The organism is Sphingomonas fuzhouensis, assembly GCF_034659795.1.
Taxonomy (GTDB): Bacteria; Pseudomonadota; Alphaproteobacteria; order Sphingomonadales; family Sphingomonadaceae; genus Sphingomonas; species Sphingomonas fuzhouensis.
In genome coordinates this window covers 141,599-165,463 of sequence record NZ_JAXSQY010000002.1, presented here as the reverse complement: position 1 = coordinate 165,463, position 23,865 = coordinate 141,599, and the positions used below count along the sequence as shown (strand labels likewise).

Annotated in this window: 15 protein-coding genes; 6 read left to right on the top strand and 9 right to left on the bottom strand. The window is 66.6% G+C overall.

Annotation, left to right across the window (positions count from 1 at the left end; all coding sequences use genetic code 11):
- Nucleotides 1-4 precede the first annotated feature (4 nt).
- Nucleotides 5-2,044: a M3 family metallopeptidase gene (locus U1H82_RS05470; RefSeq protein WP_375339498.1), complete on the top strand. Its 2,040-nt coding sequence runs from the start codon at nucleotides 5-7 to the stop codon at nucleotides 2,042-2,044.
- Nucleotides 2,034-3,113, top strand: coding sequence for a PLP-dependent cysteine synthase family protein (locus tag U1H82_RS05465; RefSeq protein WP_322963918.1), 1,080 nt, complete (start codon nucleotides 2,034-2,036; stop codon nucleotides 3,111-3,113). The genes U1H82_RS05470 and U1H82_RS05465 overlap by 11 nt, the downstream gene beginning before the upstream one ends.
- A 2-nt stretch (nucleotides 3,114-3,115) precedes the next feature.
- Here the strand turns inward: U1H82_RS05465 and U1H82_RS05460 are convergent, their stop codons facing one another.
- From U1H82_RS05460 to U1H82_RS05440, 5 genes are all read right to left on the bottom strand, one after another.
- Nucleotides 3,116-4,180, bottom strand: a complete 1,065-nt coding sequence (locus U1H82_RS05460) for a LacI family DNA-binding transcriptional regulator (protein WP_322963917.1) — start codon at nucleotides 4,178-4,180, stop codon at nucleotides 3,116-3,118.
- Nucleotides 4,181-4,186: 6 nt separating this feature from the next.
- Nucleotides 4,187-5,668: a tryptophan halogenase family protein gene (locus U1H82_RS05455; RefSeq protein WP_322963916.1), complete on the bottom strand. Its 1,482-nt coding sequence runs from the start codon at nucleotides 5,666-5,668 to the stop codon at nucleotides 4,187-4,189.
- Nucleotides 5,665-6,696 carry a cupin-like domain-containing protein gene (locus U1H82_RS05450; RefSeq protein ID WP_322963915.1) on the bottom strand — a complete coding sequence of 344 codons (1,032 nt, stop codon included), beginning with the start codon at nucleotides 6,694-6,696 and terminating at the stop codon, nucleotides 5,665-5,667. Before U1H82_RS05450 ends, U1H82_RS05455 begins: the two co-directional genes overlap by 4 nt.
- Entirely contained in the window at nucleotides 6,689-7,408 is a 720-nt protein-coding gene (locus U1H82_RS05445; RefSeq protein WP_322963914.1) for a SapC family protein, read from the bottom strand. The genes U1H82_RS05450 and U1H82_RS05445 overlap by 8 nt, the downstream gene beginning before the upstream one ends.
- Before the next feature lie 127 nt (nucleotides 7,409-7,535).
- A complete protein-coding gene (locus tag U1H82_RS05440) occupies nucleotides 7,536-10,580 on the bottom strand; it encodes a TonB-dependent receptor (protein WP_322963913.1) in 3,045 nt (1,014 codons plus the stop codon).
- 177 nt (nucleotides 10,581-10,757) lie between these two features.
- Here U1H82_RS05440 and U1H82_RS05435 point away from each other — a divergent pair, with 177 nt between their 5' ends.
- Both U1H82_RS05435 and U1H82_RS05430 read left to right on the top strand, forming a co-directional pair.
- Nucleotides 10,758-13,034 carry a beta-glucosidase gene (locus tag U1H82_RS05435; RefSeq protein WP_322963912.1) on the top strand — a complete coding sequence of 759 codons (2,277 nt, stop codon included), beginning with the start codon at nucleotides 10,758-10,760 and terminating at the stop codon, nucleotides 13,032-13,034.
- A gap of 51 nt (nucleotides 13,035-13,085) precedes the next feature.
- On the top strand, nucleotides 13,086-14,294 hold the full coding sequence (locus tag U1H82_RS05430; RefSeq protein WP_322963911.1) for an MFS transporter: 1,209 nt from the start codon (nucleotides 13,086-13,088) through the stop codon (nucleotides 14,292-14,294).
- Nucleotides 14,295-14,397: 103 nt separating this feature from the next.
- Here the strand turns inward: U1H82_RS05430 and U1H82_RS05425 are convergent, their stop codons facing one another.
- Both U1H82_RS05425 and U1H82_RS05420 read right to left on the bottom strand, forming a co-directional pair.
- Nucleotides 14,398-17,376, bottom strand: a complete 2,979-nt coding sequence (locus U1H82_RS05425; RefSeq protein WP_322963910.1) for a TonB-dependent receptor plug domain-containing protein — start codon at nucleotides 17,374-17,376, stop codon at nucleotides 14,398-14,400.
- 129 nt (nucleotides 17,377-17,505) lie between these two features.
- Nucleotides 17,506-20,547 (bottom strand): glycosyl hydrolase family 28-related protein, encoded by a 3,042-nt coding sequence (locus U1H82_RS05420; protein WP_375339508.1) that lies wholly within the window; start codon nucleotides 20,545-20,547, stop codon nucleotides 17,506-17,508.
- A 146-nt stretch (nucleotides 20,548-20,693) separates the two neighbouring features.
- Between U1H82_RS05420 and U1H82_RS05415 the strand changes: the two genes are divergently transcribed.
- Nucleotides 20,694-21,242 carry a gluconokinase gene (locus U1H82_RS05415; protein WP_322963908.1) on the top strand — a complete coding sequence of 183 codons (549 nt, stop codon included), beginning with the start codon at nucleotides 20,694-20,696 and terminating at the stop codon, nucleotides 21,240-21,242.
- A 5-nt stretch (nucleotides 21,243-21,247) separates the two neighbouring features.
- Here the strand turns inward: U1H82_RS05415 and U1H82_RS05410 are convergent, their stop codons facing one another.
- Complete coding sequence (locus tag U1H82_RS05410) at nucleotides 21,248-21,925, bottom strand: FadR/GntR family transcriptional regulator (RefSeq protein WP_322963907.1); 678 nt, start codon at nucleotides 21,923-21,925, stop codon at nucleotides 21,248-21,250.
- Nucleotides 21,926-21,936: 11 nt separating this feature from the next.
- Entirely contained in the window at nucleotides 21,937-23,283 is a 1,347-nt protein-coding gene (locus U1H82_RS05405) for a GntT/GntP/DsdX family permease (RefSeq protein ID WP_322963906.1), read from the bottom strand.
- 345 nt (nucleotides 23,284-23,628) lie between these two features.
- On the opposite strand from U1H82_RS05405, the gene U1H82_RS05400 reads away from it, so the two are divergent.
- Nucleotides 23,629-23,853 carry a helix-turn-helix domain-containing protein gene (locus U1H82_RS05400; protein ID WP_322964414.1) on the top strand — a complete coding sequence of 75 codons (225 nt, stop codon included), beginning with the start codon at nucleotides 23,629-23,631 and terminating at the stop codon, nucleotides 23,851-23,853.
- Nucleotides 23,854-23,865: the final 12 nt, after the last annotated feature.

Sequence of the window (23,865 nt, the reverse complement as noted above, 5' to 3'; positions counted from 1 at the left end):
AGGCATGATGACGAACCCGCTGCTCGACACGCTGGCACTGCCGCATTTCGGCGATATCCGCCCCGACCAGATCGCCCCCGCGCTCGACCAGGTGCTGGCCGATCACCGCGCGGTGGTGGCGCGCATCGTCGAGGCCCGACCGACCGACTTTGCCGAGGCGTGGATGCCGCTGGAACGGGCGGACACCGCGATCGCAGGTGTCTGGTCGGCGGTGTCGCATCTACAGGCGGTCGCCGACACGCCCGAACTGCGATCGGCCTACGCACAGGGGCAGAAGCGGCTGGTCGAGAACCATCTTCAGGTCATGCAGAACCGCGCCCTGTACGACGTGCTGGTCGCCCTGACCGAGACGACGGCCTTTGCGGCGCGTCCCGAGGCGGATCGTGCGGCGGTGAACCACATGATCCGCGACTTCACCCTGTCGGGGGTCGCGCTGTCGCTCGAGGACCGCGCCCGCTTCGCCGCCTTGTCGGTGGAGCTGTCACAGCTGTCGACCGAGTTCGGCAATGCGGTGCTCGACGCGACCGATGCCTGGTTCGAACATGTCGAGGACGAAGGCCTGTTGGCCGGTCTTTCCGCATCGGACAGGGCGATGTTCGCCGAGGCGGCCAAGCTGCGTGGCCTGTCCGGCTGGGTCGTCACGCTTCAGATGCCCAGCGTCAACGCGGTCCTGACCTTTGCCGAGGATCGGGGCTTGCGCGAGCGTGTCTATGCCGCCTCGGGCACCCGTGCGTCCGATCAGGGGCCTCATGCCGGTCGCTTCGACAATTCGGGGCGTATCGCCGAAATCCTTGCGCGGCGGCGGGAGGGCGCGCACCTGCTCGGTTTTCCCGATCCGGTCGAATGGTCGCTCGCGACCAAGATGGCGCCCGATGCCGCCACGGTTCTGGCCTTCCTGCGCGATCTGGCGTGCCGCGCGAAACCGGCCGCGGCGCGCGAGTTTGCCGAACTGGCCGATTATGCTGCCCAGCATCTGGGGATCGCCGATCTTCAACCCTGGGATGTGGCTTATGTGGCGGAGCGGCTGCGTCAGGCCCGCTATGCCGTCGATGAGCAGGAGGTGCGCGCCCATTTCCCGGTGGTGCGTGTCGTTACGGGCTGGCAGAATCTGCTCGACCGCCTGTTCGGCATCCGCCTGATCGCGCGGCCCGATGTGGCGGTCTATCATCCCGATGCCTGTTATTATGACGTGGCGGACGAAGCGGGCACGGTGTTCGCGGGCGTCTATGTCGATCTGCATGCGCGGCCGGGCAAGCGGGGCGGCGCATGGATGGCGCAGGCGCGGCCCCGGCTGAACGACGGCAATGCCCGGCGCGTGCCGGTCGCCTATCTCGTGTGCAACTTCGCGCCCAGGATGCCGGGTAGCCCGTCGCTGCTCAGTCATAAGGAGGTCGTCACCTTCCTGCACGAGACGGGGCATTGCCTGCATCACCTGTTCACGCGGGTCGACCGCCCCAATATTGCGGGCACCAACGGCTTCGAATGGGACGCGATCGAACTGCCCAGCCAGCTGATGGAGGATTTCGCCTGGGACCGCGCCGTCCTGCGCGACATGTCCGGACATCACGACACCGGCGCGCCGCTGTCGGATGCGTTGTTCGAGCGACTGATCGCCGCGCGGCACTTCCTGTCGGGCATGTTCATCGTGCGACAGGTGGAATTCGCACTGTTCGACCTGTTGCTGCACCTGGGCACGATGGGCAGCGATCCGATGGAGGTGATCGAAGCGGTACGCGACGAGGTGGCGGTGGTCCGCCCGCCCGCCTGGCATCGATTCCCCCACGCCTTCACCCATATCTTCGCAGGGGGCTATGCATCGGGCTATTACAGCTATCTCTGGGCCGAGGTGCTGGCCGCCGACGGCTTCCAGGGCTTTGCCGAAGCCGGGCTGATCGACCGCGCCACCGCCGCCCGCTTCCGCGACGAGGTCCTGTCGCGCGGCGCCAGCCGCCCGGCCGCCAAGAGCTTCCGCGCCTTTCGCGGTCGCGACGCCGATCCGCAGGCGATGCTGCTACGCCACGGGCTGACCGCCGATGCCCGCTGATCGCGACGATGCCGCCATCCGGGCCTGGCGTACCGAGGCGATCCATCGGATCGAGGCGGATTTCAACCGCTCGGCGGATACGCATCTGATCCGGATCGAGCTGCCACGCTATCCGGGGATCACGCTGTATCTGAAGGATGAAAGCAGCCATCCGACGGGCAGTTTGAAGCATCGGCTGGCACGATCGCTGTTTCTCTATGCGCTGTGCAATGGCTGGATCGGGCCCGACACCTGCATCATCGAGGCGTCGTCCGGGTCGACGGCGGTCAGCGAGGCCTATTTCGCGCGCATGCTGGGGCTGCGCTTCATCGCGGTCGTCCCCGCCTCGACCGCCGCGCCCAAGCTCGATGCGATCCGCTTCCATGGCGGCGAGATCCATGCGGTCGACGATCCGCGTACCGTCTATGACGTTGCCCACGCCCTCGCGGTAGAGACGAACGGTCATTATCTCGACCAGTTCACCTATGCCGAGCGGGCGACCGACTGGCGTGGCAACAACAACATTGCCGAAAGCATCTTCGCGCAGATGGCGGCGGAGGCATTTCCGATCCCGGCCTGGATCGTGTGCGGGGCGGGCACCGGCGGCACCTCGGCGACGATCGGCCGCTATATCGGGTATCAGCGTCATGCGACCCGGCTCTGTGTCGCCGACCCCGTTCATTCGGTCTTCCACCGCCACTTTGCCGATCGCGCGGTGACCGCGCTGGCGGAAGGATGCGCCAGCCGGATCGAGGGCATCGGGCGGCCGCGCGTCGAGCCCAGCTTCATCCCCTCGGTCATCGACCGGATGATCGCGGTGGAGGATGCGGACAGCATCGGTGCGATGCGGGCCCTGTCGGCGCGGTTGGGGCGGCGGGTCGGGGGCTCGACCGGCACGAACCTGGTCGCCTGTGCGCAGCTGATCGCCGAGATGCACGCGGCCGGCGAACACGGCTCGGTCGTCACCATCCTGTGCGATGGCGGCGAGCGTTACGATTGCACCTATTATGACGACGCCTGGTTGCATGAGCGCGATGTCGACTGGCAGGCGGCCGGGGCTAAGCTGGGGGCCTTTTTGTCGAGGGATTGAGGTTAGGCGTCCCCAGAACGGGGTGGGCTGGTCGAGGCGCGGATCGCCAGTTCGGCGGGCAGGATGACAGGGCCGGTCGGCGCGTCCTGCCCGGACCGTTCGGCGATGATCAGCTCGACCGCGCGGGCGGTGACGGCGGCGATCGGCTGTACCACGGCGGTCAGCGCAGGGTGGACGAAGCGTACGATAGGCGTATCGTCGAAGCTGATCAGCGACAGATCGCCGGGCACGTCGAGGTCGCGCTCGCGCGCCAGTTCCAGTGTCGCCAGCGCCATCTGGTCGTTGCTGGCGATGATCGCGGTCGGGGCAGGGGCGCCGTCGAACAGCGCGATGGCGGCGGCACGGCCCGAGGCGAAGCTGAAGTCGCCCTGTGCGAGCAGGCGATCGCAACTCAGTCCCGCCGCCGCCATGGATGTGCGCCAGCCCTGAACCCGCCAGCCGCTGAGTTCATAGTCATCCGGCCCGGCGATGAAGCCGATCCGGCGATGCCCGAGTGCGGCGAGGTGATCGGTCGCCAGCCGCGCCGCGCCCTCGTCATCGATCGCCAGTGCGAAGCCGCCGCCGGGCTTCAGCGATCCGATCCGGGCAAAGCTGATCCCATGCGCCTCCAGCAACTGGGTGATGAGCGGGTTTTCCGAATGGGGCGGGGTCAGGATCACGCCATCGGGCTGCAAGGCGGCAATCGCGCCCAGCAGCTCGCGCTCGATATGATCGCTATGCGTGTCGACCAGCTCGACGATCAGGCGATAGCCATGTTCGGCACAGGTCAGCATGCCGCCCAGCATCATCTGGTCGACCCAGTCGGTGCCCTGCCGATTGCGCCAGTCGGCGATGGTCCGTTCGCGATCGTTGAGCGCGATGATGAGATAGGATCGCGATCCGCCCATGCGCTGCGCCGCGATCGAGGGGACATAGCCGAGCCTGGCGATCGAGGCCTGCACCCGCGCCATCATTTCGGGGCGGACATTAGGCTCCTTGTTGATGACGCGGCTGACGGTCTGGAGCGACACGCCCGCATCGGCCGCGACGTGGCGGATGGTGACGGACTGGCGGCGACGCGGGGCCATGGACGGTCAGGCGGCCGTGCCGCAATGCCGCGCGACATAGTCGGCATGGGGCGGCAGGCCGCGCACCGTCGTCGCGACATTCTGACGCAGCGTGGACAGCAGCTTGGCCAGTTCCTCGTCCGACAGGCGCGCGGTGATCGGGTGATGGCTTTCGGGCGTGATGCCCTGACCCATCATCACCTGCACCCAGCTATTCTCGGCGAAGAGTTCGTCGTTGCGGCGGAAGACGCGCCCCGTTTCGCGGAACAGCGCGATCTTGTGCGCCAGGCTGTCCGGTATCTCCATATCGGCGCATTGCCGCCAGAAGGCGCTGTCGCGCCGTTCGTGCACCTTGTAGTGCAGGATCAGGAAGTCGCGGATCTGCAGCATGTCGGTCATCTGCTGATCGTTGAACTCGGCGATGTCGTGCGCGCTGATCGGACCGCCGGGAAGCAGGCGGATCAGCCGCAGGATCGCCCGTTGGATCAGGTGGATGCTGGTCGACTCCAGCGGCTCCATGAACCCGCCCGACAGGCCGATGGCGATGCAGTTGCGATGCCATTGCTTGCGCCGCGCGCCGGTCTGGAAGCGAAGCATATTGGGCTCGGTCAGCACCTTGCCCTCGATGGTGGACAGCAGCGTCTCGCGCGCCGCGTCGTGATCCATATAGCGGCTGCAATAGACGATGCCGTTGCCCGCCCGGTGTTGCAGGGGGATGCGCCATTGCCACCCCGCCTCATGCGCGATGGCGCGGGTGAAGGGCACGGGCGGCCGCACGCTTTCGGTCTGCACCGCGACGGCGGCATCGCAGGGCAGATAGTGGCTCCAGTCGTCGAACCCGACATGCAGCGCCCGTTCGATTAACAGCGCGCGAAAGCCGGTGCAGTCGAGGAACAGGTCGCCCTCGATCCGCTGTCCATCGTCGAGGACCAGCGCGGCGATGTCGCCCGTCTCGCCGTCCAGATCGACCTGCGCGATCCGCCCCTCGATCCGCGTCGCGCCGTCGCCCTCCGCCATGCGACGCAGGAAACGGCCGTAGAGCGTCGAGTCCAGCTGATAGGCATAGTTCATCCGCTCGTCGGGCAGATGCGCGAACTTGCCCTCGCGCGCGGCGACCAGTTCCAGGCAATAGTCGTCATAGGGCGCGTCATGCCCGCGCGCGCGGCCGTCGAGCCAGAAATGCTGGAAGCCCGCCGCCCAATGATCCTTGCCGGTCAGGCCGAAGGAGTGGAAATACCGGTCCTCGTGGCCTTTCCAGCCGTCGAACTGGATGCCCAGCTTGAAGGTCGCCTGGGTCGCGGCCATGAACTCGGCCTCGTTGATGCCGAGCAGCCGGTTGAAGGTGATGATCGGCGGGATGGTGGACTCGCCGACGCCGATCGTGCCGATCGTGTCCGATTCCACCAGCGTCACCGTCACCGCCCGGCCCAGCGTGCGGGCAAAGGCGGCGGCGGCCATCCAACCGGCGGTGCCGCCCCCGGCGATGACGATCCGGCGTGGCGCGCTCATCGGCTGAGCGTCCGCAGCAGGAAGGAGCGGATGCGGCTGGCTAGTTCCGGGGTCATCGGGTCCAGGATGCCGCGCCCGCCCTCCGGGATATGCGCAACGACACTCTCGTCATTGGCGAAGACATAATGGTCGAACATGTCACGCCAATGCGCCTTCTGGTCGGCGGGCAGGTCGCGGATCGTCATCATCGCGTGGTTCAGGGCTTCCTGGGGCTGGCCCATCCAGCGGGGGGCGTCGCGCCACCAGTAATTGACCAGCACGTTGAAATCCTCGGTCCCCTCGACATGATGCCACCAGAGCGCAGGGATATAGACCGCGTCGCCCGGTTCCAGTTCGGCGACCTGTGCCGTCGCCAGCGCCTCGGTGAAACGGGGATGGCGGCCGAGATCGGGGGCGTGGAAATCGACCATGCTGACCGCGCGACCGGCGGGCGTGTTGTCGACCGGGCCGAGATAGAGGTTGCGGAACTGTTCGCGCGGGAAAATGGTGAAGCGGCGGCGGCCGACCGCGCAGACCGCCAGATTGTGCGGCACGTCGTTATGCGCGGCGATCCGGGTGCGGGTGCCGATCCAGATGCTCGACAGCAATTCGCGGTCGCCCAGATCGATATGGTTCGCCTGGTGCAGCCCGTCGAAATATTGGTGCATGTCGATCGAGGCAAGATAGATGGACGGCGCCTCGGGCTTGCCCGCAAATTCGGCGATGCGGGTGAAGATTTCCGGGAGTTTGGCCTCCATCATCCGGAAGTTCATCGCCATCGCATCGTCATAGAACAGCCGCCCGCCGCTGCCCGGCACGCCGACCGAGACGGTGAAGGGCCGGTCGCGATGATGATCGAGCAGATAGCCTTGCGCGGCCCCGGCCGAGCGCCGCCCCGCCTGCACCAGCGGCCAGTCGGCGGCGAGGCCCCGGATGACGAAGGGGCGGTCATGCCGCCGCAGCGCCGCGTCCAGCGCCGCCGTATCGGCAACCGCGATTTCGGGCACCGGGGGCAGCGCGGACAGCGGCCCCGAACCGTCGTCAGCCATGCGCCATCCGCCGGTTGCGCCGCGCGATCAGGCCGCTCCACTGGGTCAGCGAGGCGATCGCCATATAGATGGGCTCCAGATACCCGGCGGCGTGAAGCTCGGCCATTACCGCACCGTCGAGCGAGGCCAGCCGTTCCTCCGCGATGATGTGGAAGCCGACCAGCCGGTTGGTCGATCCATCGTCCAGCGTGACTTCCAGCGTGAACGGCTCCAGCAGGTCGTAACGCTGGAGCGCCGCGAAGAAGTCCGTCGCCTCGCGATACCCCTGATCGAGATCGCCCAGTTGCTCGGCGATCCGGTTCAGATACGCGGTCGGGCGGCCATGCTGGTCGAAGACGCGCAGGCCTTCGTCGCCGCTGGCGATGCGCGGGGAGTCCAGATCGACATGGACCTGCTTGGCACTGTGATCGTCGGGGCCGCCGCCGATGAGGAAGGGCTGGATCGCCATCGCCAGCGGACGATAGCGCGCGTCCCAGCCGCGATCGGTCAGGTACAGATTCTCGCCATTTTCGAACCCGAACATGGCGAGCGCGTGGAACCGGTCGCGCTCGGCGGTCAGACGGAACAGGATGGGATATTCGGCCTGCACCGCGCGAAACTCGGACGGCACGGTGATGCAGCACATCTGTGCATCGCCAAGCGCCGCGTCATGCCGGTCGAGGATGCGCAGGTCGCGATGCGCCTCCGGGGTCAGGATCGCATGGCGGGTCATGGGCTGTGTCTTTCCGATCGCGGCACGAGAGGGGAGGGCAGGCGGCACGCCCATATCCGTCAGGATGCCGCCGCCGGTCCGAAAAGGCCAGCTTTCCCCGCGGGGAAAACCGGCCGATCCGACATCGTCAGAAGGTGAAGCGTACGCCCGCCGAATAGCGCGCATCCTGTTTCGTGACGAAGTTGATGTTGCGATCCGAGCGCAGATGCCCGCTGCGGTTTTCGCCCAGCAGGTTGATGCCCTCGGCAAAGATCGCGATCTTCGGGGTCAGCGCATAGCTGGCGCTGGCGTCGAGCTGGCCATAGGTGTTGACATAGACCGGGTTGATGCCCGCCCCCGCCAGATAGCCCTTGCGCCAGTTATAGGCCGCCCGCGCCTGGATACCGAACTTGTCGTAGAACAGCACGGCGTTCGCGCTGTCCGACAGGCCGGTGATCGCGAACTGCGACACGCTGGCGGGCAGGGTGTTGTTATAGTCGCGATTGCCCCGGACGATCGTGTAATTCAGGATCGTGCCGAAACCGGTATCCCAGAAATTATGCTGGATCGCGAATTCGGCACCGTTGACGGTCGCGGTCTGGTCGCTGTTGAACGGCGTCGTCACGACGAAATTGGCCAGCGGATCATTGGGTTGTGCGACGATCGTGCCGTTGACCACGCCGCCGGGGAAGTTGGTGGCGATATAGTTGCGGATATCGGCAAAGGTCGCGTTCGCACCCAGCACATTGACCGCCGCCTGGTAACGCGGGCCATATTGCGTCGTCCCGCCAAAGGTCGTGACCGGCGTGGTGATCCCCGGAATGGTCAGGTTGCGCTGGGTCTGGCCGATATAGTTCGACACCACCTTGTGGAAGAAGCCGACCGAGATGTAGCTGTCGGACTTGTAATACCACTCCGCCGACAGGTCGATATTCTTCGACTTGTACGGGATCAGGTTGGGGTTGCCGACCTTGCCGGTGCCGCCGCCGATGCGGAAGAGCTGATCGATTTGCCGCCCGCCTTGCAGGCTGCCATAATCGGCGCGGGTGATGGTGTGGCTGTACGATGCGCGCAGCTTGACGTTTTCCAGCGGCTGGAAGTCGAAGTCGATCGAGGGGAGCCAGTTTTGGTAGCTGCCCTTGAAGGTCGTAAAGCCGCTGCCCGAGAACAGCACGTTGAACTCGTTCTGCGAATTCTGGCGTGCGCCGACCGGGGTCGGCACCAGCGCCGACGCCGACACATCCGTATTCTCGAACCGCAGGCCTGCGATCAGGTGCGCGGGGCGCGAGAACAGGTCCATCTTGCCGTTGAACTGGACATAGGGCGCGACGGTCTTTTCGCGGATGCGCGAGTCCGTGTTGTACGGGATCAGGCACTGGCCGTTGCCGCCGCAGATATTATACGCCTTGTCGAGCAGCGACACCATGGTCGGCAGGTCGAAGCCGTAGAAGGACTTGACCATCGCCGGATCGCCTGCGCCGTTGATGCCCGAGAATTTGTCCGGCACGCTGATCAGCTTGAACAGATCGTCGGGGATCAGCGCCGCGGCCGCCGCACGCTGGGCCGCGCTGTCGCCGCCGGTGCCGCCCCAGGTGTCGTTCTGCAGCACGCTATAGGCCGATCGGACCTTGTTGTCGGTATAGTCGAAGCCCCAGTCCAGGCTGTCCATGAAGCCCTGCTCATGGTCATAATGGCCCCGGAACTGGACCTGGTTGATCTCGTCGCGGAAATAGGAATTGCGGAACGCGCTGCCCGTGGGGACGATGTTCGCGGCGTTGAGCGGGTCGACCCCCGGCTGCATCGCGAACGAGATGACGGGCAGCTTGTTGTCGAAATTGACCGTCTGGCTCTGCACCCCGAAGATCGCGGTGCCGACCGAATTGCTGTTGCCGTAAGGATTGTCGGGCTTGGACACGGCGGTCGAGTGATGCGCGTCGATCGACAGGGTGACGCCGCCCGGCGCCTTCCACGTCAAATTGCCGCCCAGCGACTTGTTGACGCTGCGCGTCGAGGTCTGCGACGCCGAATAGGCCAGATCCTTGGCCTCGGCGGCAGTGAAGCGTTCGGTATAGAAGATCGGGCCTGCCACCGGGCCGTCGGTCCAGGCGCTCGATGTGTCGTTGTGATTATACCAGATGCCGACATTGTTGTCGCGAATGTCGAAAGTGTTCTGCGAATAGGTATAGTCGACGGTCGCGGTCAGATCGTCGGTCGGGCGGAATTGCAGGACGGCCTGCCCGTTGATCCGCTCGCGCCGTCCGTTGACGATGTTGTAGCTGGCGTTCTGCGGCACCTGATAGACGTCATTGGGGCCGGGGCGGTTGGTGATGTTGGCGTAACGCGGGTCGCCCGGTTGCGCCAGCGAACCCCAATTATTCTCCGAGCCCAGATAGCCGTCGCGCCAGCCGACATTGGCCTGGTTCTGGCTGAAGTTGCGGCGCTGATAGGCACCGGTGATCAGGACGCCGATCCGGTCGTCGGCAAAGGTGTCGGAGATGATGCCCGACACTTCCGGCGTGATCTGCTTGCCGCCGTTCTGCGAGGTGTCGAGGACGCCGCGCGCCGCGACCGAGCCGCGCAGGCCCGGCTTGTCGAAGGGGCGGGGCGTGCGGATGTTGATCGTCGAGCCGATGCCGCCCGACGGAACCGTGGCGCGCCCGGATTTGTAGACCTCCAGCGCGGCGACGCCTTCCGAGGCGAGGTTGGCGAAGTCGAACGAGCGCGAACCCGGTGCGCTGTTGCCGTCGCCGATCGCGGCGGTCGGCATCTGGCGGCCGTTGAGCGTCACCAGGTTATATTCGGGGCCGAACCCGCGCACGGTGACGAACTGGCCTTCGCCGTTCGACCGGTCGATCGACACGCCGGTAATACGCTGGAGCGATTCCGCCAGGTTGGTGTCGGGGAACTTGCCCATTTCCTCGGCGCTGATCGCGTCGACCACGCCCTGCGCATTGCGCTTGATGTCAATCGACTGGCGCAGCGAGGCGCGGATGCCGGTGACGACGATATCGCCCTGCCCCTGTGCGGGATCGGCCGGGCCGGTGGCGGGGGCGTTGGGATCGGTCTGGGCCGGGCCCGGATTGCCCATGGTGGCGGCCGCATCCTGCGCCAGCGCGGCGGCAGGAAGGGTCAGGGCAACCGTGGAAACACCGATGGCGAAATTGGATAGCAGGCGCGCACGAACGCTACGCATAAAAACCTCCCCTTTTGAAACGGGCGCGGTTTGCCGCGCTCTTGAGAACGTTCACTCTCGCAAAGCCATGATGGTGTCAAGAGCGACTTGTCATTGAAATCGAATGATTGTGAACGTTCTCCGGATATGCTTGTCTGACAGCAACAAGCCGGTAGAAGCGCGGCCGATACAGGGAGGATGACAGTGAACAAGGGCAAGTTGGCGAGCAGTCTGGCGATGATCGCGCTGGTCATGGGCGGTGCGGGCGCAGGCACGGTGGCGCAGGCGCAGACGAAGACCCAGGTCAAGGCTGCATCCTCCGCCAAGGCGGCACGCGCCCGCGCCGACCGGATCGTCGCGAAGCTGACCCGCGCGGAAAAGATCGCGCTGGTCCATGGCCTGTTCCCGCCGATGGCGGCGGGCAAGACGACCAACGAACTGATCCCTTCGGCCGGGCATATCGACGGCATTCCCCGGCTGGGCGTGCCGCTGGTCCGCGAAAGCGACGCCTCGCTGGGCGTCGCCAATCAGGTCGAACAGCGGGTCGGCGATGTCGCCACCGCGCTGCCCTCCGGCCTGGCCACGGCGGCCAGCTTCGATCCCGCCATCGCGCGGGCGGGCGGCGCGATGATCGGCGCGGAGGCGCGCGACAAGCGGTTCAACGTGCTGCTGGCGGGCGGCGTCAACCTGACCCGCGACCCGTGGAACGGGCGCAATTTCGAATATCTGGGCGAGGACCCGCTGCTGGCGGGCACGCTGGGCGGCGCCCATATCGCGGGCGTCCAGTCGAACCGCATCGTCTCGACGATCAAGCATTATGTGCTCAATGCCCAGGAAACTGGCCGCAACATCCTGGACGCCCGGATCGGCGAGGCGGCACTTCGGATGAGCGACCTGCTCGCCTTTCAGATCGCGATCGAGCAGGGGCGACCCGGCTCGGTCATGTGCGCTTATAACAAGATCAACGGCGACTGGGCGTGCGAGAACCACCACCTGCTGACCGATGTGCTGAAGCGTGACTGGGGCTATCCCGGCTGGGTGATGAGCGACTGGGGCGCGGTGCATTCGACGGTGAAGGCCGCCAATGCGGGTCTGGACCAGGAATCCGGGCAGGAGCTGGACAAGGACGTCTATTTCGGCGCGCCGCTCGCCGAGGCGGTGGCCAGGGGCGACGTGTCCGAGGCGCGGCTGAACGATATGGTCGCGCGCTATCTGACCGGCCTGATCGAGACGGGCGCCTATGACACGGCCATGCCGCCCCAGGCGGTGACGCCTGATTACGCTGCCCATGCCGAGGTGGCGCAGCGGGCGGCCGAAGCGGGCATCGTCCTTCTCAAGAATGACGGCAATCTGCTGCCCATCGCGCGCACCGCCAAGCGCATCGTTGTGATCGGCGGCAATGCCGATGTCGGCGTGTTGTCGGGCGGCGGATCGTCGCAGGTCCGCTCGGTCGGCGGGGCACCGGTGGAGATTCCGCTGGCCTATGGCGGGTCGGCCTCGTTCGCGCGGATCACCTATCACGCCTCCTCGCCGTTGAACGCGCTGCGCAAGGCGCTGCCGGGTGTCGAGGTGCAATGGATGGACGGGCGCAACCTGAACGCCACCGTCGCGGCGGCGAAGGATGCGGACCTCGCGATCTTCTTTGCGACCCAGTGGACGACGGAGGCCGATGACGTGCCCGACCTGCGCCTGCCCAACCAGCAGGACGCGCTGATCGCCGCCATCGCCGCCGTCCAGCCCAGGACGGTCGCGGTGATGGAAACCGGCGGCCCGGTGCTGATGCCCTGGATCGCCAAGGTGCCCGCCGTGGTCCAGGCCTGGTATCCGGGCCAGCGCGGAGGTGAGGCGATCGCCGCGATCCTGACCGGACAGGTCGATCCCTCGGGCCGTCTGCCGATCACTTTCCCGGCCGATGCCTCGCAACCGCCGCGCCCGCGCCCGGTCGGGCTGGACCGCCTCACCGAGCTGGAGGCGGCCGCGGCGGCCAATCCGGCCGCGTCGTCGGGCAAGACGCTGCAAAGCTTCCCGGTCGATTATGTCGAGGGCGCGGATGTCGGCTATCGCTGGTATGAGAAAAAGGGGCTGAAACCGCTTTTCCCCTTCGGCCATGGGCTCAGCTATACCAGCTTCGCCTATCGCAATCCGGTCGTCACCGGGGGCAAGACGATCCGCGTCACCGTCGATGTGGTGAATACCGGCCAGCGTGAAGGGTCGGACGTGCCGCAAATCTATATCGCGCGCGATGGCGGCGACGCGCCGATGCGTCTGGCTGCGTTCCAGCGGGTGGCGTTGAAGCCGGGCGAGACGCGCCGCATCACCCTGACCGCCGAGCCGCGCATCCTGGCCGACTATGACACCAGCCTGCCGGGCTGGCGGATCGCGGGCGGGCCATACCGCGTTGCGGTGGCGCATGACGCCGCCGACCGGGCGATGGTCACGACCACCATGGTCACGCCGCAGACGATGAAGCCCTAAGCATCCCGCCGGGGACGTTGCCCGGCGGGACGATCGGGGGCAGGGTGGGGCATGTCCCCATCTGGCCCCGATCCGGCTCCGCCGCGCGCACCCCTTCCGCTGGGGCTGTTCGCGCTGGCCAATATCGGCGGGGTGATCGCCTATCTGCCGTTGCTGACCCTGTTGGTGCCACTGAAGGTGGAGGCGATCAGCGCGGACGGCCGGATCGCGCTCCTGTCGCTGATCGCAGTGGCGGGCGCGGTCGTCGCCAGTGGGGCCAATATCCTGTTCGGCTGGCTGAGCGATCGTTCGCGACGGGCGGGCGGCGGCAGGCGCGGCTGGATGGCGATCGGACTGGTCGGCATTGCCGCCAGCTATGCCGCGATCGGCATGGCGTCGACGTCCGCCACGCTCGTCGCGGCGATCCTGGGCTTTCAGTTCGCGGTCAATGCGCTGCTCGCCCCCCTGATGGCGATCATGGCCGAGGAAATCCCCGATGCGAAGCGTGGGCTGGCGGGCGGCCTGCTGGCGCTGGGCAATCCGGCCGCCTCGGCGCTGTCGGCCTGGCTGGTGGGCGAGGCGATGCTGGGGGAGCGGGCCCGGCTGGCGATGGTGCTGCTCGTCATCCTGCTGTGCGTCCTGCCGCTGGTCCTGACGCGCGGGCGTCTTGCGGTGGCGATGGACGACCTGCCCGTCGTCTCCTCACGCCCGCCCCGGCGTGACTTCTGGATCGCCGGGCTGTCGCGCCTGTTGATCCAGGTCGCGGCGGTCGCGACCCAATTCTACCTTCTCTATTATTTCGAGACGATCGTGCCATCGGCGGAGCAGGCCGATCTGCCGCGCTGGATCGGGCAACTCTTCACCTTCGCCTTCATCGTGCCGCTTCCGCTGGCACTCATTTTCGGGCGGCTGGCCGACCGGGCGGAGCGGCGGCAATATGTGTTGCTGCTGGCGGCGCTGGTCGCGGCGCTCGGGCTGTTCGCGATGGCCTTGGCACAAAGCCGCGCGGCGGGGGCGGCGGCCTTCATCCTTTATACCGCCGGATCGTCGGTGTTCGTTGCGCTCCATTCGGGCCTGAGCTTTCAGTTGTTGCCCGATCCGCGTCATCGCGGGCGCGACCTGGGGCTGTTCAACCTGACCAACACCCTGCCGACCTTTCTGGGCGCCGCCCTGACCTGGACCTTCGCCACACCGCAGGATTTCGGCCGCGTCCTCATCGCGCTGGCGATGGTCACGATCGCGGGCGGGCTGGCGATCCTGGGCGTCAGGGCGTGGCGTTAAGGCGGGTGAGGCAAAAAAAACCGGTCGGCGGAAGGGTTTTCCGCCGACCGGACTATGGCCAGCGACGCAAGCGCGGGGGAAAGACGCTGCGCCCGTCCGGCGATCAGAATTTGGCGCGCAGGCCGATCCGGTAGAAGCGGCCCAGTGTGTCGTAGAGCGCCGGATTGACGTCGAGGCCGGTGTTCGTTTGCGGCGAGGGCTCGGGATCGCGGTTGAGCAGATTGTCGACCTTGAAGAACATGCTGACCGCGGGCGTCACGTTCAGCGAACCGCCGATATCGAGGTAGAAGGCGCCCTTCATGAAGTTGCGGTCGATCGTCGGATTGTTGCCGGTCGAGACCGGGCAGTTGGTCGAACAGACGACATATTGGTGACCGATCACGCCGTCGCTGAACCAGCGTTCCTGGATGAGCAGGCTGAACTTGTCGGTGTCGTAGCTCTGGATCGCCAGCCACTTCCAGTCCGGCGTCGCGCCCGAATTGGCCCCGGCGCTGTCGACCGGAATGGTGCCGGGCAGGCCGGGATCGGTGACGAACTTGATGACATGCGTGGCGAGCGCCCGCAGCGTCAGATTGCCGTTCAGCCCCAGCGGATTGCGCCACTGATAGCTGCCCTCGATATCGAAACCGCTGGTCTTGATCGAGGCGAGGTTGAACGCCTGGACGTTGACGAAATTGGGCCCGGCCGTGTTCTGAAGGTTGAACGCCCCGCACGTCTCGGTATTGCCCTGGAAGCAGAGATTGACGATCTGCGCCGCCGACAGGCTGGAGACGACGTCGTTCACCTTGATCGTGTAATAGTCGAAGGACAGGCTCAGCCCCGGTGCCCAGCTCGGCCGGGACAGGACGACGCCCGCCTCGGTGCTGCGCGCGATTTCGGGGCGTAGATTGGGGTTGCCCAGCGTGTTCTGGATGATGAGCACCTGGGTATTGCGGAACGGATCGGTGAAGTTGGGCACCGTCGTCGTGGTGGGGGCGGCGAACAGCTCGGACAGGTTGGGCGCACGCACGTCGCGCGAGGTGACGGCGCGCAGGCGGAATCCGTCGAGCGGCGTGTCCCAGGTGCCGCCGACCTTCCACGCATAGACCGCGCCTGAGGTGGAGTAATGCGTGGCACGGCCCGCCGCGTTCAGATTGGCACGGCCGAGCGCTTCCGAATTCAGGATCGGCAGGTTGAGCTCCAGGAAGCTCTCATAGACGTCGTATTTGCCCGATCCGTTCTTGTAATTGCCCGCATACCAGTTGCTGCCGGTGGTCGAGTTCAGGAACGGGTCGGCCGGGTACGCCGCCGAATTGGGGCTGATGTCGGATACGCCCGCGCCGTAAGGATCGGCGTTCACGCGATAGGCTTCGCGCCGGTATTCGATGCCGGTCGCGATCGAGAGCGGCCCGGCCCACAGGTCGATCAGATTGCCCGAGATGCTGCCCGCCGCCACGTCCTGGGTCTGGCGGGTATGCTGGAACGGGCCGTTGGCGGGCACGATATAGGCGAGTGCCGCCGCTGAGGGCGTCGCGCCGCCGAAGATGTTGATCGGCTGGCACCCGCTGGCCCGCGCGGCCGCATTGGCACAGACGATCTGGCCGTTCAGCGTCGTCGCATTGATCGCCTGATTATAGCGTCCGGTCAGGCTGATATTGTCGACATCGATATCGGTGACGTTGATGCCATGCTCGTAATAGATGTCATAGGTCCAGCTGCCGCCCAGCACATCGGCCTTGCCCTTCAACCCGCCGACGAAGCGATACTGGCGGCGGTCGGTATTGACCTTGATGTTGGGCAGGATCGCGTTGCTCAGGCCATAGCTGAACTGGGTGATGCCGTTGGCGGCGCATTGCTGCTGGATGGATTGCGGCAGATAGGGGTTGGAGCATTGGATGGTCAGCCCCGTCTTGGCCGCACCCGGATTGGGCTGGTTGCTGGTCTTCACCTGCGCGATATTGGCGGTGACATACAGCTCCATGTCGGGCGCGATGTCATAGCCGATCCGGGTATAGCCGTTGATCCGCTCCAGCGCCGATTGCAGCGAGGTGCCCGATCCGACATGGCCCGACTGGTCGCCGCCGACGCAGAAGCCGACATAGCAACCGATGACATTGCCCGCCGCATTCTTCGCGGGCACCCCGTTCGATCCATATTGGAAAGGGAAGGGATTGCCATTGGCGTCGAACGCGGTGCCCTGAAGCGGCCCGGCGCTGATGAGGCCGTATTTGGTGTATTGATAGGCCTGGCCATGGTCGCGATAGAGGAATTGCGGGGTGCTGCCATTGCGGATGCCGGTATCGACCAGCGTCGTCGCGCGATACCAGTCGCGGCTACCGGCCAGATCCTCGCCGAAATTGCCCGGCCCGACGCCCTGATCCTTGGCATATTCGCCGCTGACGATGACATGCAGCCGGTCGCCCGCCAGCGCCTTGCCGAACGCCGCCTGGGCCAGTACCTGTCCGTCATCGCCGTACGTGGTGACGCCGGTCTGAAGATTGCCCTTGAACCCGGTGAAGCGGGTATCGGTGATGAAGTTGATGACGCCGCCGACCGCATCCGACCCCCAGGAGGCCGAGGCGCCGCCGGTGACGACATCGACCCGCTTGATGAGCAGTTGCGGGAACTGGCTGATATCGGGAACGCCCGTCACGTTCGCGCCGACCACCCGCTGCCCGTCGAGCAAGGTCAGGGTGCGGATCGTACCCAGGCCGCGCAGCGAGAAGGAACTGAGGCCCTGTTGCCCGCTCGACGTGCTGAAGGTGCCGGTCGTCGCGCCGGTCGATCCCTGCAGCGAGGGCAGTTGCGCGACCGTGTTGAAGATATTGGGCTGCGCATTCTGCTGAATTTGTTCTTCGCCGATCACCGTGGTCGGGGTGGGGGCGTTATAGCCATTGGCGGTGATGCGCGTGCCGGTGACGATGATGTCCTTGGCGCTGGGGGCGGCCTGCGTCTCTTCGGTGGGGGAGGTGGATGGATCGGGCGAGCCGGTCTGCTGCAAAGGCTGAGCCAGCGCGGGACTGGCGATCAGCGTCAACGCCAGCGCCATGATGCTGGTAGCGTTACCGGATTTTGTCGTGACGCCCGCGCGGCGCTTGCCCATGTTCATTGATCCATCCCCTCACTCGCCTATCGGAGCACGCGCCGTTTGCCGGTGATTCCTCCGTTGTCCCCTACCTTAACCTGAGGAAAGGCAGGGGGCATCTACGACCATAGTCGGTATCGGCGGATTTCAGGGCTGCGCCGCGTAAAGGCTATGATGGGTCAGGATGAACAGCGTCCGCCCTTCCGCACCGCCGAAGACCAGTTGCAGCGGACGCTCGGGCACGTCGATCCGCCCCAGCGTACGACCGCCTGCATCATAGACGAAGACCTGGCCGTTCGCGATATAGACGCGCCCGTCCGGCCCGGTGACGACGCTCTCGCCCCCGCGACTGGCGAAGGGCTTCAGATCGGTCAGCGCGCCGCCCGCTCCGAGGAGTCCGGTATAGGTGCGGTCCTCCGACCCGTTGGCGATCGCGATCCGCGTGCCGGGGCGGCCGGTGATGAAGCCATAGGTGTCTAGCGTGTCGGAAAAGCGCCAGCCGCGATGGTCGGTCGGCCCCTGCTGCCACACGCGGAAGGCGGGCAGGGCGATGCTGCCATCAGGGGCGACATAGGATGTCGGCTTGGGAATGGCGACATCGCGGGCGAACATTTCGGCCAGCGTCGTGAAGTGGTCGGTGGCCGGATCATATTGATCGCGAAACTCGCCATTGTCCCACAGGCTGCCGGGCAGCACGATCCGCGCGCCCGGCGGCGTTGCAGTGGTCGGCGATAGCAGGGTGACGGCGGCGGGGGCCTTGGGGTCGATGCTGTAGACCGTCGCCGCCGGCCCCGCCGAGGACAGCACCATCAGCTTGCCCGCGCCATCGACCGCCAGATTGACCGGATCGAGCGGTGCGTCGGACACCACCGACAGGCCCTCCGCCTCGCTCCAGCCATGGATACGCTGAAAATAACGGTCGACGAAATAGAGCTTGCCGTTCGCGTCCGTCGCACCGCCGCCCAGCGAATAAAAGCCGTCGGCCAGACGACGCACCGGCGCCAGGGTCGGCGAGGGGGCGGGCAGGGCGGCGGGCGTGACGTCCAGCGTCGCGAACTCGCGCTCGCGCACTTCGGCGGCGCGGGTCATGTCGCGGATGGCATTCTCATAGGGATATTTGCTGGCGCGCAGATAGGTGCCGCAACCATCCGCCTGGCAGGTCGCAAAGCCGCTCTCGGCATTCACATGGACGTTGCGGAAACGAAGCGCGTTGTCGCCATAGAGCGTGATCGCGGCGCGCGCGGGTTGCAGCGACCGGGTGACGCGATAGGCATGGAGATTGGCGAACAGCACGTCACGCGCATTGCGTATCTCGAAGGCGACGGCATCCCGGCTCTCGCCCGCTTCCTCCTCGGTCTGGGGAGCCAGGAACTCCCAATGCGCCACCTTGTCGAGCACGATCTCGGCCCGGCGATGATGCTCGGCGGATAGCTGATAGACATGGCCCGGCGTGTCGGTGTTCGACACCATCATTCCGGCCGAGGCATAGGTATCGGGTGTCCACAACCCGTTGAACGTGCCGCCGCCACCGTCCGTGACCAACAGGCTGGGATAATGACCATCCCAGCGCTGCGTCGGGTCGGGATCGCCGGTGTGATCGGCATTATAGGGATCGAAGCGGCTGCCATCGGCCCGGAAGGTGCCGTGACCGCCCTGGAACTTGACGTCGTCGACCAGCGAGGCCTCGCCCGCACGCCACAGCAGCGCGGCGGCACGCGGATTGCGTCCGCCCGCCGCCAGACCCAGGCCCGAAATGACGGCGTCACCGCCCTTGGCGCTTTCGATCAGCCCCTTGGCGCTGCCGACGCCCCGAAAGGCCGGGCTGTCGTCGGTCAGGACGATCTGGGTCAGGCTGGGGTGCAGGCCGATCAGCACGCTGTCGGGGCGCAGGCGCAAGCTGTAGCTGACTCGGTAGAAACCGGCGGGGAAATACAGGACGCGGTGCGTGTCGATCGCCCTTTGCAATGTGGCGGTATCGTCGGTCGCGTCGTCGCCCTTGGCGCCAAGGGCGCGGACATTGGTCCAGGTGGACACCGGCGGCAGCGCGCGGATCGCGGGCGCGGGGGACCGTGGCGCGCCCGACCGCGGCGCGGCATCGAACGTCGTTGCATAATCGCCGGTCTGCCCCAGCGACGGCACCGCCATGCCATAGGTGAAGCGGCCTACCCGGTAATGGCGGCCCGGTCCGGCGACATCGCGCCCGCTGTCGCGGAAATGCGCGAAAACGGGCGTGTCGGTCGCGGTCGCGCCCTCGAACCCGATCTGGGTATAGGCATTGTCCTCGTTGCTGATGATGACACCGGCGCGGCGGACCCGTTCGAACCGGACATTCCTGCCCCACAGCCAGTCGCCATAGCCCCGGTCGATCTCGATCCCGACCGGCACGTTGCGGATCACCGTGTTGACCAGCGTCAGCCCCGCCTCATGCTCGCGGATGGCGGCATCCCGTTGTCCGTCGAAGGTGGAATCGAGCAGCGTATAGGACCAGGCGGGCGAGGGCTTTTCGGTCAGGATGCCATAGCGGCCACCATGGAAATGCAGGTCCTGCCCCAGATTGCCGACCTGATAGATGCCCGCCAGCGCATCGCCCAACCGGAAGTCGATATGCGCCAGATAGCTGTGCTGTGCGGTATGGAAGCGGACGGCGGTCGCGGCCGGATTGCCCGCGCCGATGTCGAAATCGACATTGGCCATCGCCGAATAGAAGGTGCCCGAATTGGCGTCGGCAATGCCCTTGTCGAAGGGCACGCTGGTCGGCGGCGGCACGGGGACCGGCGGTGCCGTCTTGCCTGCCTCGGGCGGCAGGGTGCCGGTGAAGAAGACCATGGTGCCGATGCCCTGCTGGAACCCCGGCGTGTTGGGGGCGAGGACGAAGACCGGCCGCGTCTTGCCCACCCCGAACAGACGCACCCCCGGCCGCATATAAAGCGTGCGGGTCAGGCGATAGCGGCCCGAGGGGAGGAAGACGATGCCGCCGCCCCCTTGGCCTGCGACCCGGTCGATTGCCTGCTGGATCGCTGCGCCATCGTCGCTCCGCCCGTCGCCGCGCGCCGTCACCGTCACCGCGCGCGGATCGGCGGGGGCACGGGTGAAGACCGAGGCCGGGCGATCGGCCCAAACGGGCGACGCGGCGGTCCCGGCGAGCAGTGCCAGAACGGCAAGGGAAAGCGGGCGCGTCATGGCGGTCATCCTCATCAGGCGGAACGGATCGATGGCAGGGTAATTGGAATAGGCAAGGCGACACGTCGGCACGACTGCGACAAAGGTCGTAATGGCCTTTGCCGCCCAAGGCGCGATAGCGAAGGCCGAACGGGCACAAGCGATAAGGGATGCGGGTGAAGGCGACAGACGGAAGTGACGCAGGCGAACGCGCTTATGGCATCGTGGTGATGGGCGTCAGCGGCACCGGCAAGACCACCTTGTCCCAGCGTCTGGGCACGCATCTGCATTGCCCGGTGCTGGAGGGCGATGATTTTCATTCCGCCGCCAATGTCGCCAAGATGCGCAGCGGCCATCCGCTGACCGATGCGGATCGCTGGCCCTGGCTCGACCGGCTGGGCGCGGCGATCGGCGAGGCGGCGCACGGCAGCGGGGTGGCGGTCGCCGCCTGCTCGGCGCTCAGGCGCAGCTATCGCGAGCGGCTGTCGGCGGCGGCGGGCGTGCCGCTGTTCTTCGTGCTGCTCGATACCGATGCGGACGAGATCGCGCGGCGGATGCGCGGGCGGCCGGGCCATTATATGCCGCCCAGCCTGCTCGACAGCCAGTTGGCGACGCTGGAGCGGCCGGGGCCAGGAGAATGCGCGCTGACCCTGGATGCCGGGCAGCCGCCCAAACGGTTGGTCGGCGACACGCTCGCTTGGGTCGAGACGATGCAGGCCGCCTAGGCCCCTCATGGCATCAGCCGCTTGCGTCCCTGCGACAAATGCCACCGCATCGCCAGCGCCGCGCCGTCCGCGTCGCGCGCGCGGATCGCATCGACGATGGCGTCATGCTCGTCCATCATCGCGCCGATCACCTCGGGCGGGCGCGAGCGCGAGATGTCGACCCCAGCGCGCAGGATGTGCATCACCGCGTCCTTCAGGTGATCGAAGACCGGTATGAAGGCCGAATTGCCCGTCGCCTCGACGATGGCGCGGTGCAGCCACCAATCCTCGTCATGCGCAGACGCGTCGGACAGCAGCGCGGCCCGCAGCGCGGAAAGCGCGCGTTCGATCTCGTCCAGCTGATCGCTCGACCGGCGCTGTGCCGCCAGCCGTGCCGCTTCCGCCTCCAGCACGAAGCGCACCTCATAGGTGCCCAGCGTCTTGGCCAGGTCGTCCATCGGCATGTGCGTGCCCAGCCGCTCGGACGGGCGGCGTTTGACATAGGACCCCGCCCCCCGCCGCGCCTCGGTGATCCCGTCCGAGGCGAGCCGGGCCAGCGCCTCGCGCACGATGGTCCGCGACATGCCGAACGTCTCGGCCAGCCTTGCCTCGGAGGGCAGGCGGTCGCCGATCACCAGCCCCTCGTCATTGATGATGCGGACGATCGCCGTATAGGCCCGGTCCGCCAGCCGCCCCTCGTTCATCGCCGCCCCCTTCAGACGATCCGGCTCAGCAGCATGACCAGCGCCAGGCCGACGACCGAGATCACCGTCTCCAGCATCGACCAGGTCTTGAACGTGTCGGCGGTGCTGGTCCCGACATAGCTCTTGACCAGCCAGAAGCCGGGATCGTTGACATGGCTGAAGAACACCGATCCCGCGCCGATCGCCAGTACGACCAGTTCGGGCGAGACGCCGGAGTTCGCGACCACGCCCGGCATGATACCGACCGCGGTGATCGTCGCCACCGTCGCCGACCCCGCGGCCAGGCGGATGCCGACCGCGACCAGCCAGCCGAGCAGCAGCGGCGAGATGGCGTACATGGTGACGAGCCGGGCGAGCAGGTCGGATAGCCCCGCGCTGACCAGCACCTGCTTCAATGCCCCGCCCGCGCCGATCGCCAGCAGGATCGCGCCTGCGGCACCCATCGTCTCATGCCACACGGCATCCTGGATCTTTGCCTCGCGCAGCCGCCGCCCGAACAGCAGGGGCAGGGCGAGCAGATTGGTGACGAGCAGCGCGATCACCGGGTTGCTGGCAGCCACCAACCAGGCCGCGCCCTTCCAGGCCGGGGCAAGCTGGCCCAGTTCGCCGGTCGCGATCAGCAGGACGGGCAGCAGGACGATGAACAGCGCCGCGCCCCGGCCCGGCGTCGCGATATCCAGGCGATGGTCGCCCAGCACCGGCGGTGCCAGTCGCACGCCGGGCGTGACGATCCGCGCCAGCACCGGCCCCGCGATGATCGCGGTCGGGATGGCGACCAGGATGCCATAGAACATCGTGCGCCCCAGATTGGCGCCCAGTGCCTCGACCGCCAGCAGCGGGCCGGGATGCGGGGGCACGAGCGCGTGCACGACGCCCAGACCGGCAAGCGCGGGCATGATGAGCCGCAACTTGGCGGCGTCGCGCGCCGGGCCGTCCGGGATGTTCATCGCCTCCGCCGCCGCCACGACGATCGGCAACAGGAGGACGAGGCCGGTTTCGAAGAACAGCGGCAGGCCGATCAGGATCGCAATGCCTAATGTCGCCCAGGGTGCGGCCTTGGCCCCGGTCAGCCGCAGCGCGCTTTGCGCCAGCGCGGCGGCGGCACCCGACAGATGCAGCATCGCACCCAGCGACAGGCCGAGCGCGACGACCAGGCCCGTGCCCCCGACGATATCGCCCACGCCCTTCTGCACCGCCTTGGCAATGTCGCCCAGCGGCAGCCCGGCGAGCAGCCCGACCGTGAACGCGCCGCACAACAGGGCGATGAAGGGATGCAATCGGCCGCGCACGATCATCAGCACGGCCAGCAGGATGCCCGCCAGCGCCGCCCCGATCAGTCGAAAATCCTCGCCGGTCATCGACGGACGCGTGCCCCGAGCCCGGTCATGCTGTTCGGATCGCGCATCGGCACCCCTCCTAGGTCGTGTTTCCCAACCCCGTGGCGGTGCCTTCACCTGCCCGAAGCTTATCCCAAGTTGTACGACAGGTTTTTGCCATAGGGCAAATGAAAAGGGCTTGATCCCAAGCAAATCACGGATGCATTGTAGAAACCTGTCCAACCGAATCTGTCCAAAGCAGCGGGTCGGTCAGGATAAGCGGACCGTATCGGCATGAAGGACCGGCGGCCGTGGCCCGATGGGGCATGGAGGAGGATGACGATGGAAGGGACTCACGCGATCGCCCGTCAGCCCGTAAATCCGGGCATGGCACCACCCGCTGGCGCGACGTCGTTCGCGCAATTGACCCCGACCCAGATGAAGGTCCTGCGCGGCGTCCATTCGGGGCTGCTCAACAAGCAGATCGCCTTCGACCTGGGCATCGCCGAGGCGACGGTGAAGGCGCATATGACCGCGTTGATGCGCAAGCTGAACGTGCGCAACCGGACCCAGGTGGCGATCGCGGCACAGGCGCTGAGCCTCCACGCCTGAATCCTGGACCTG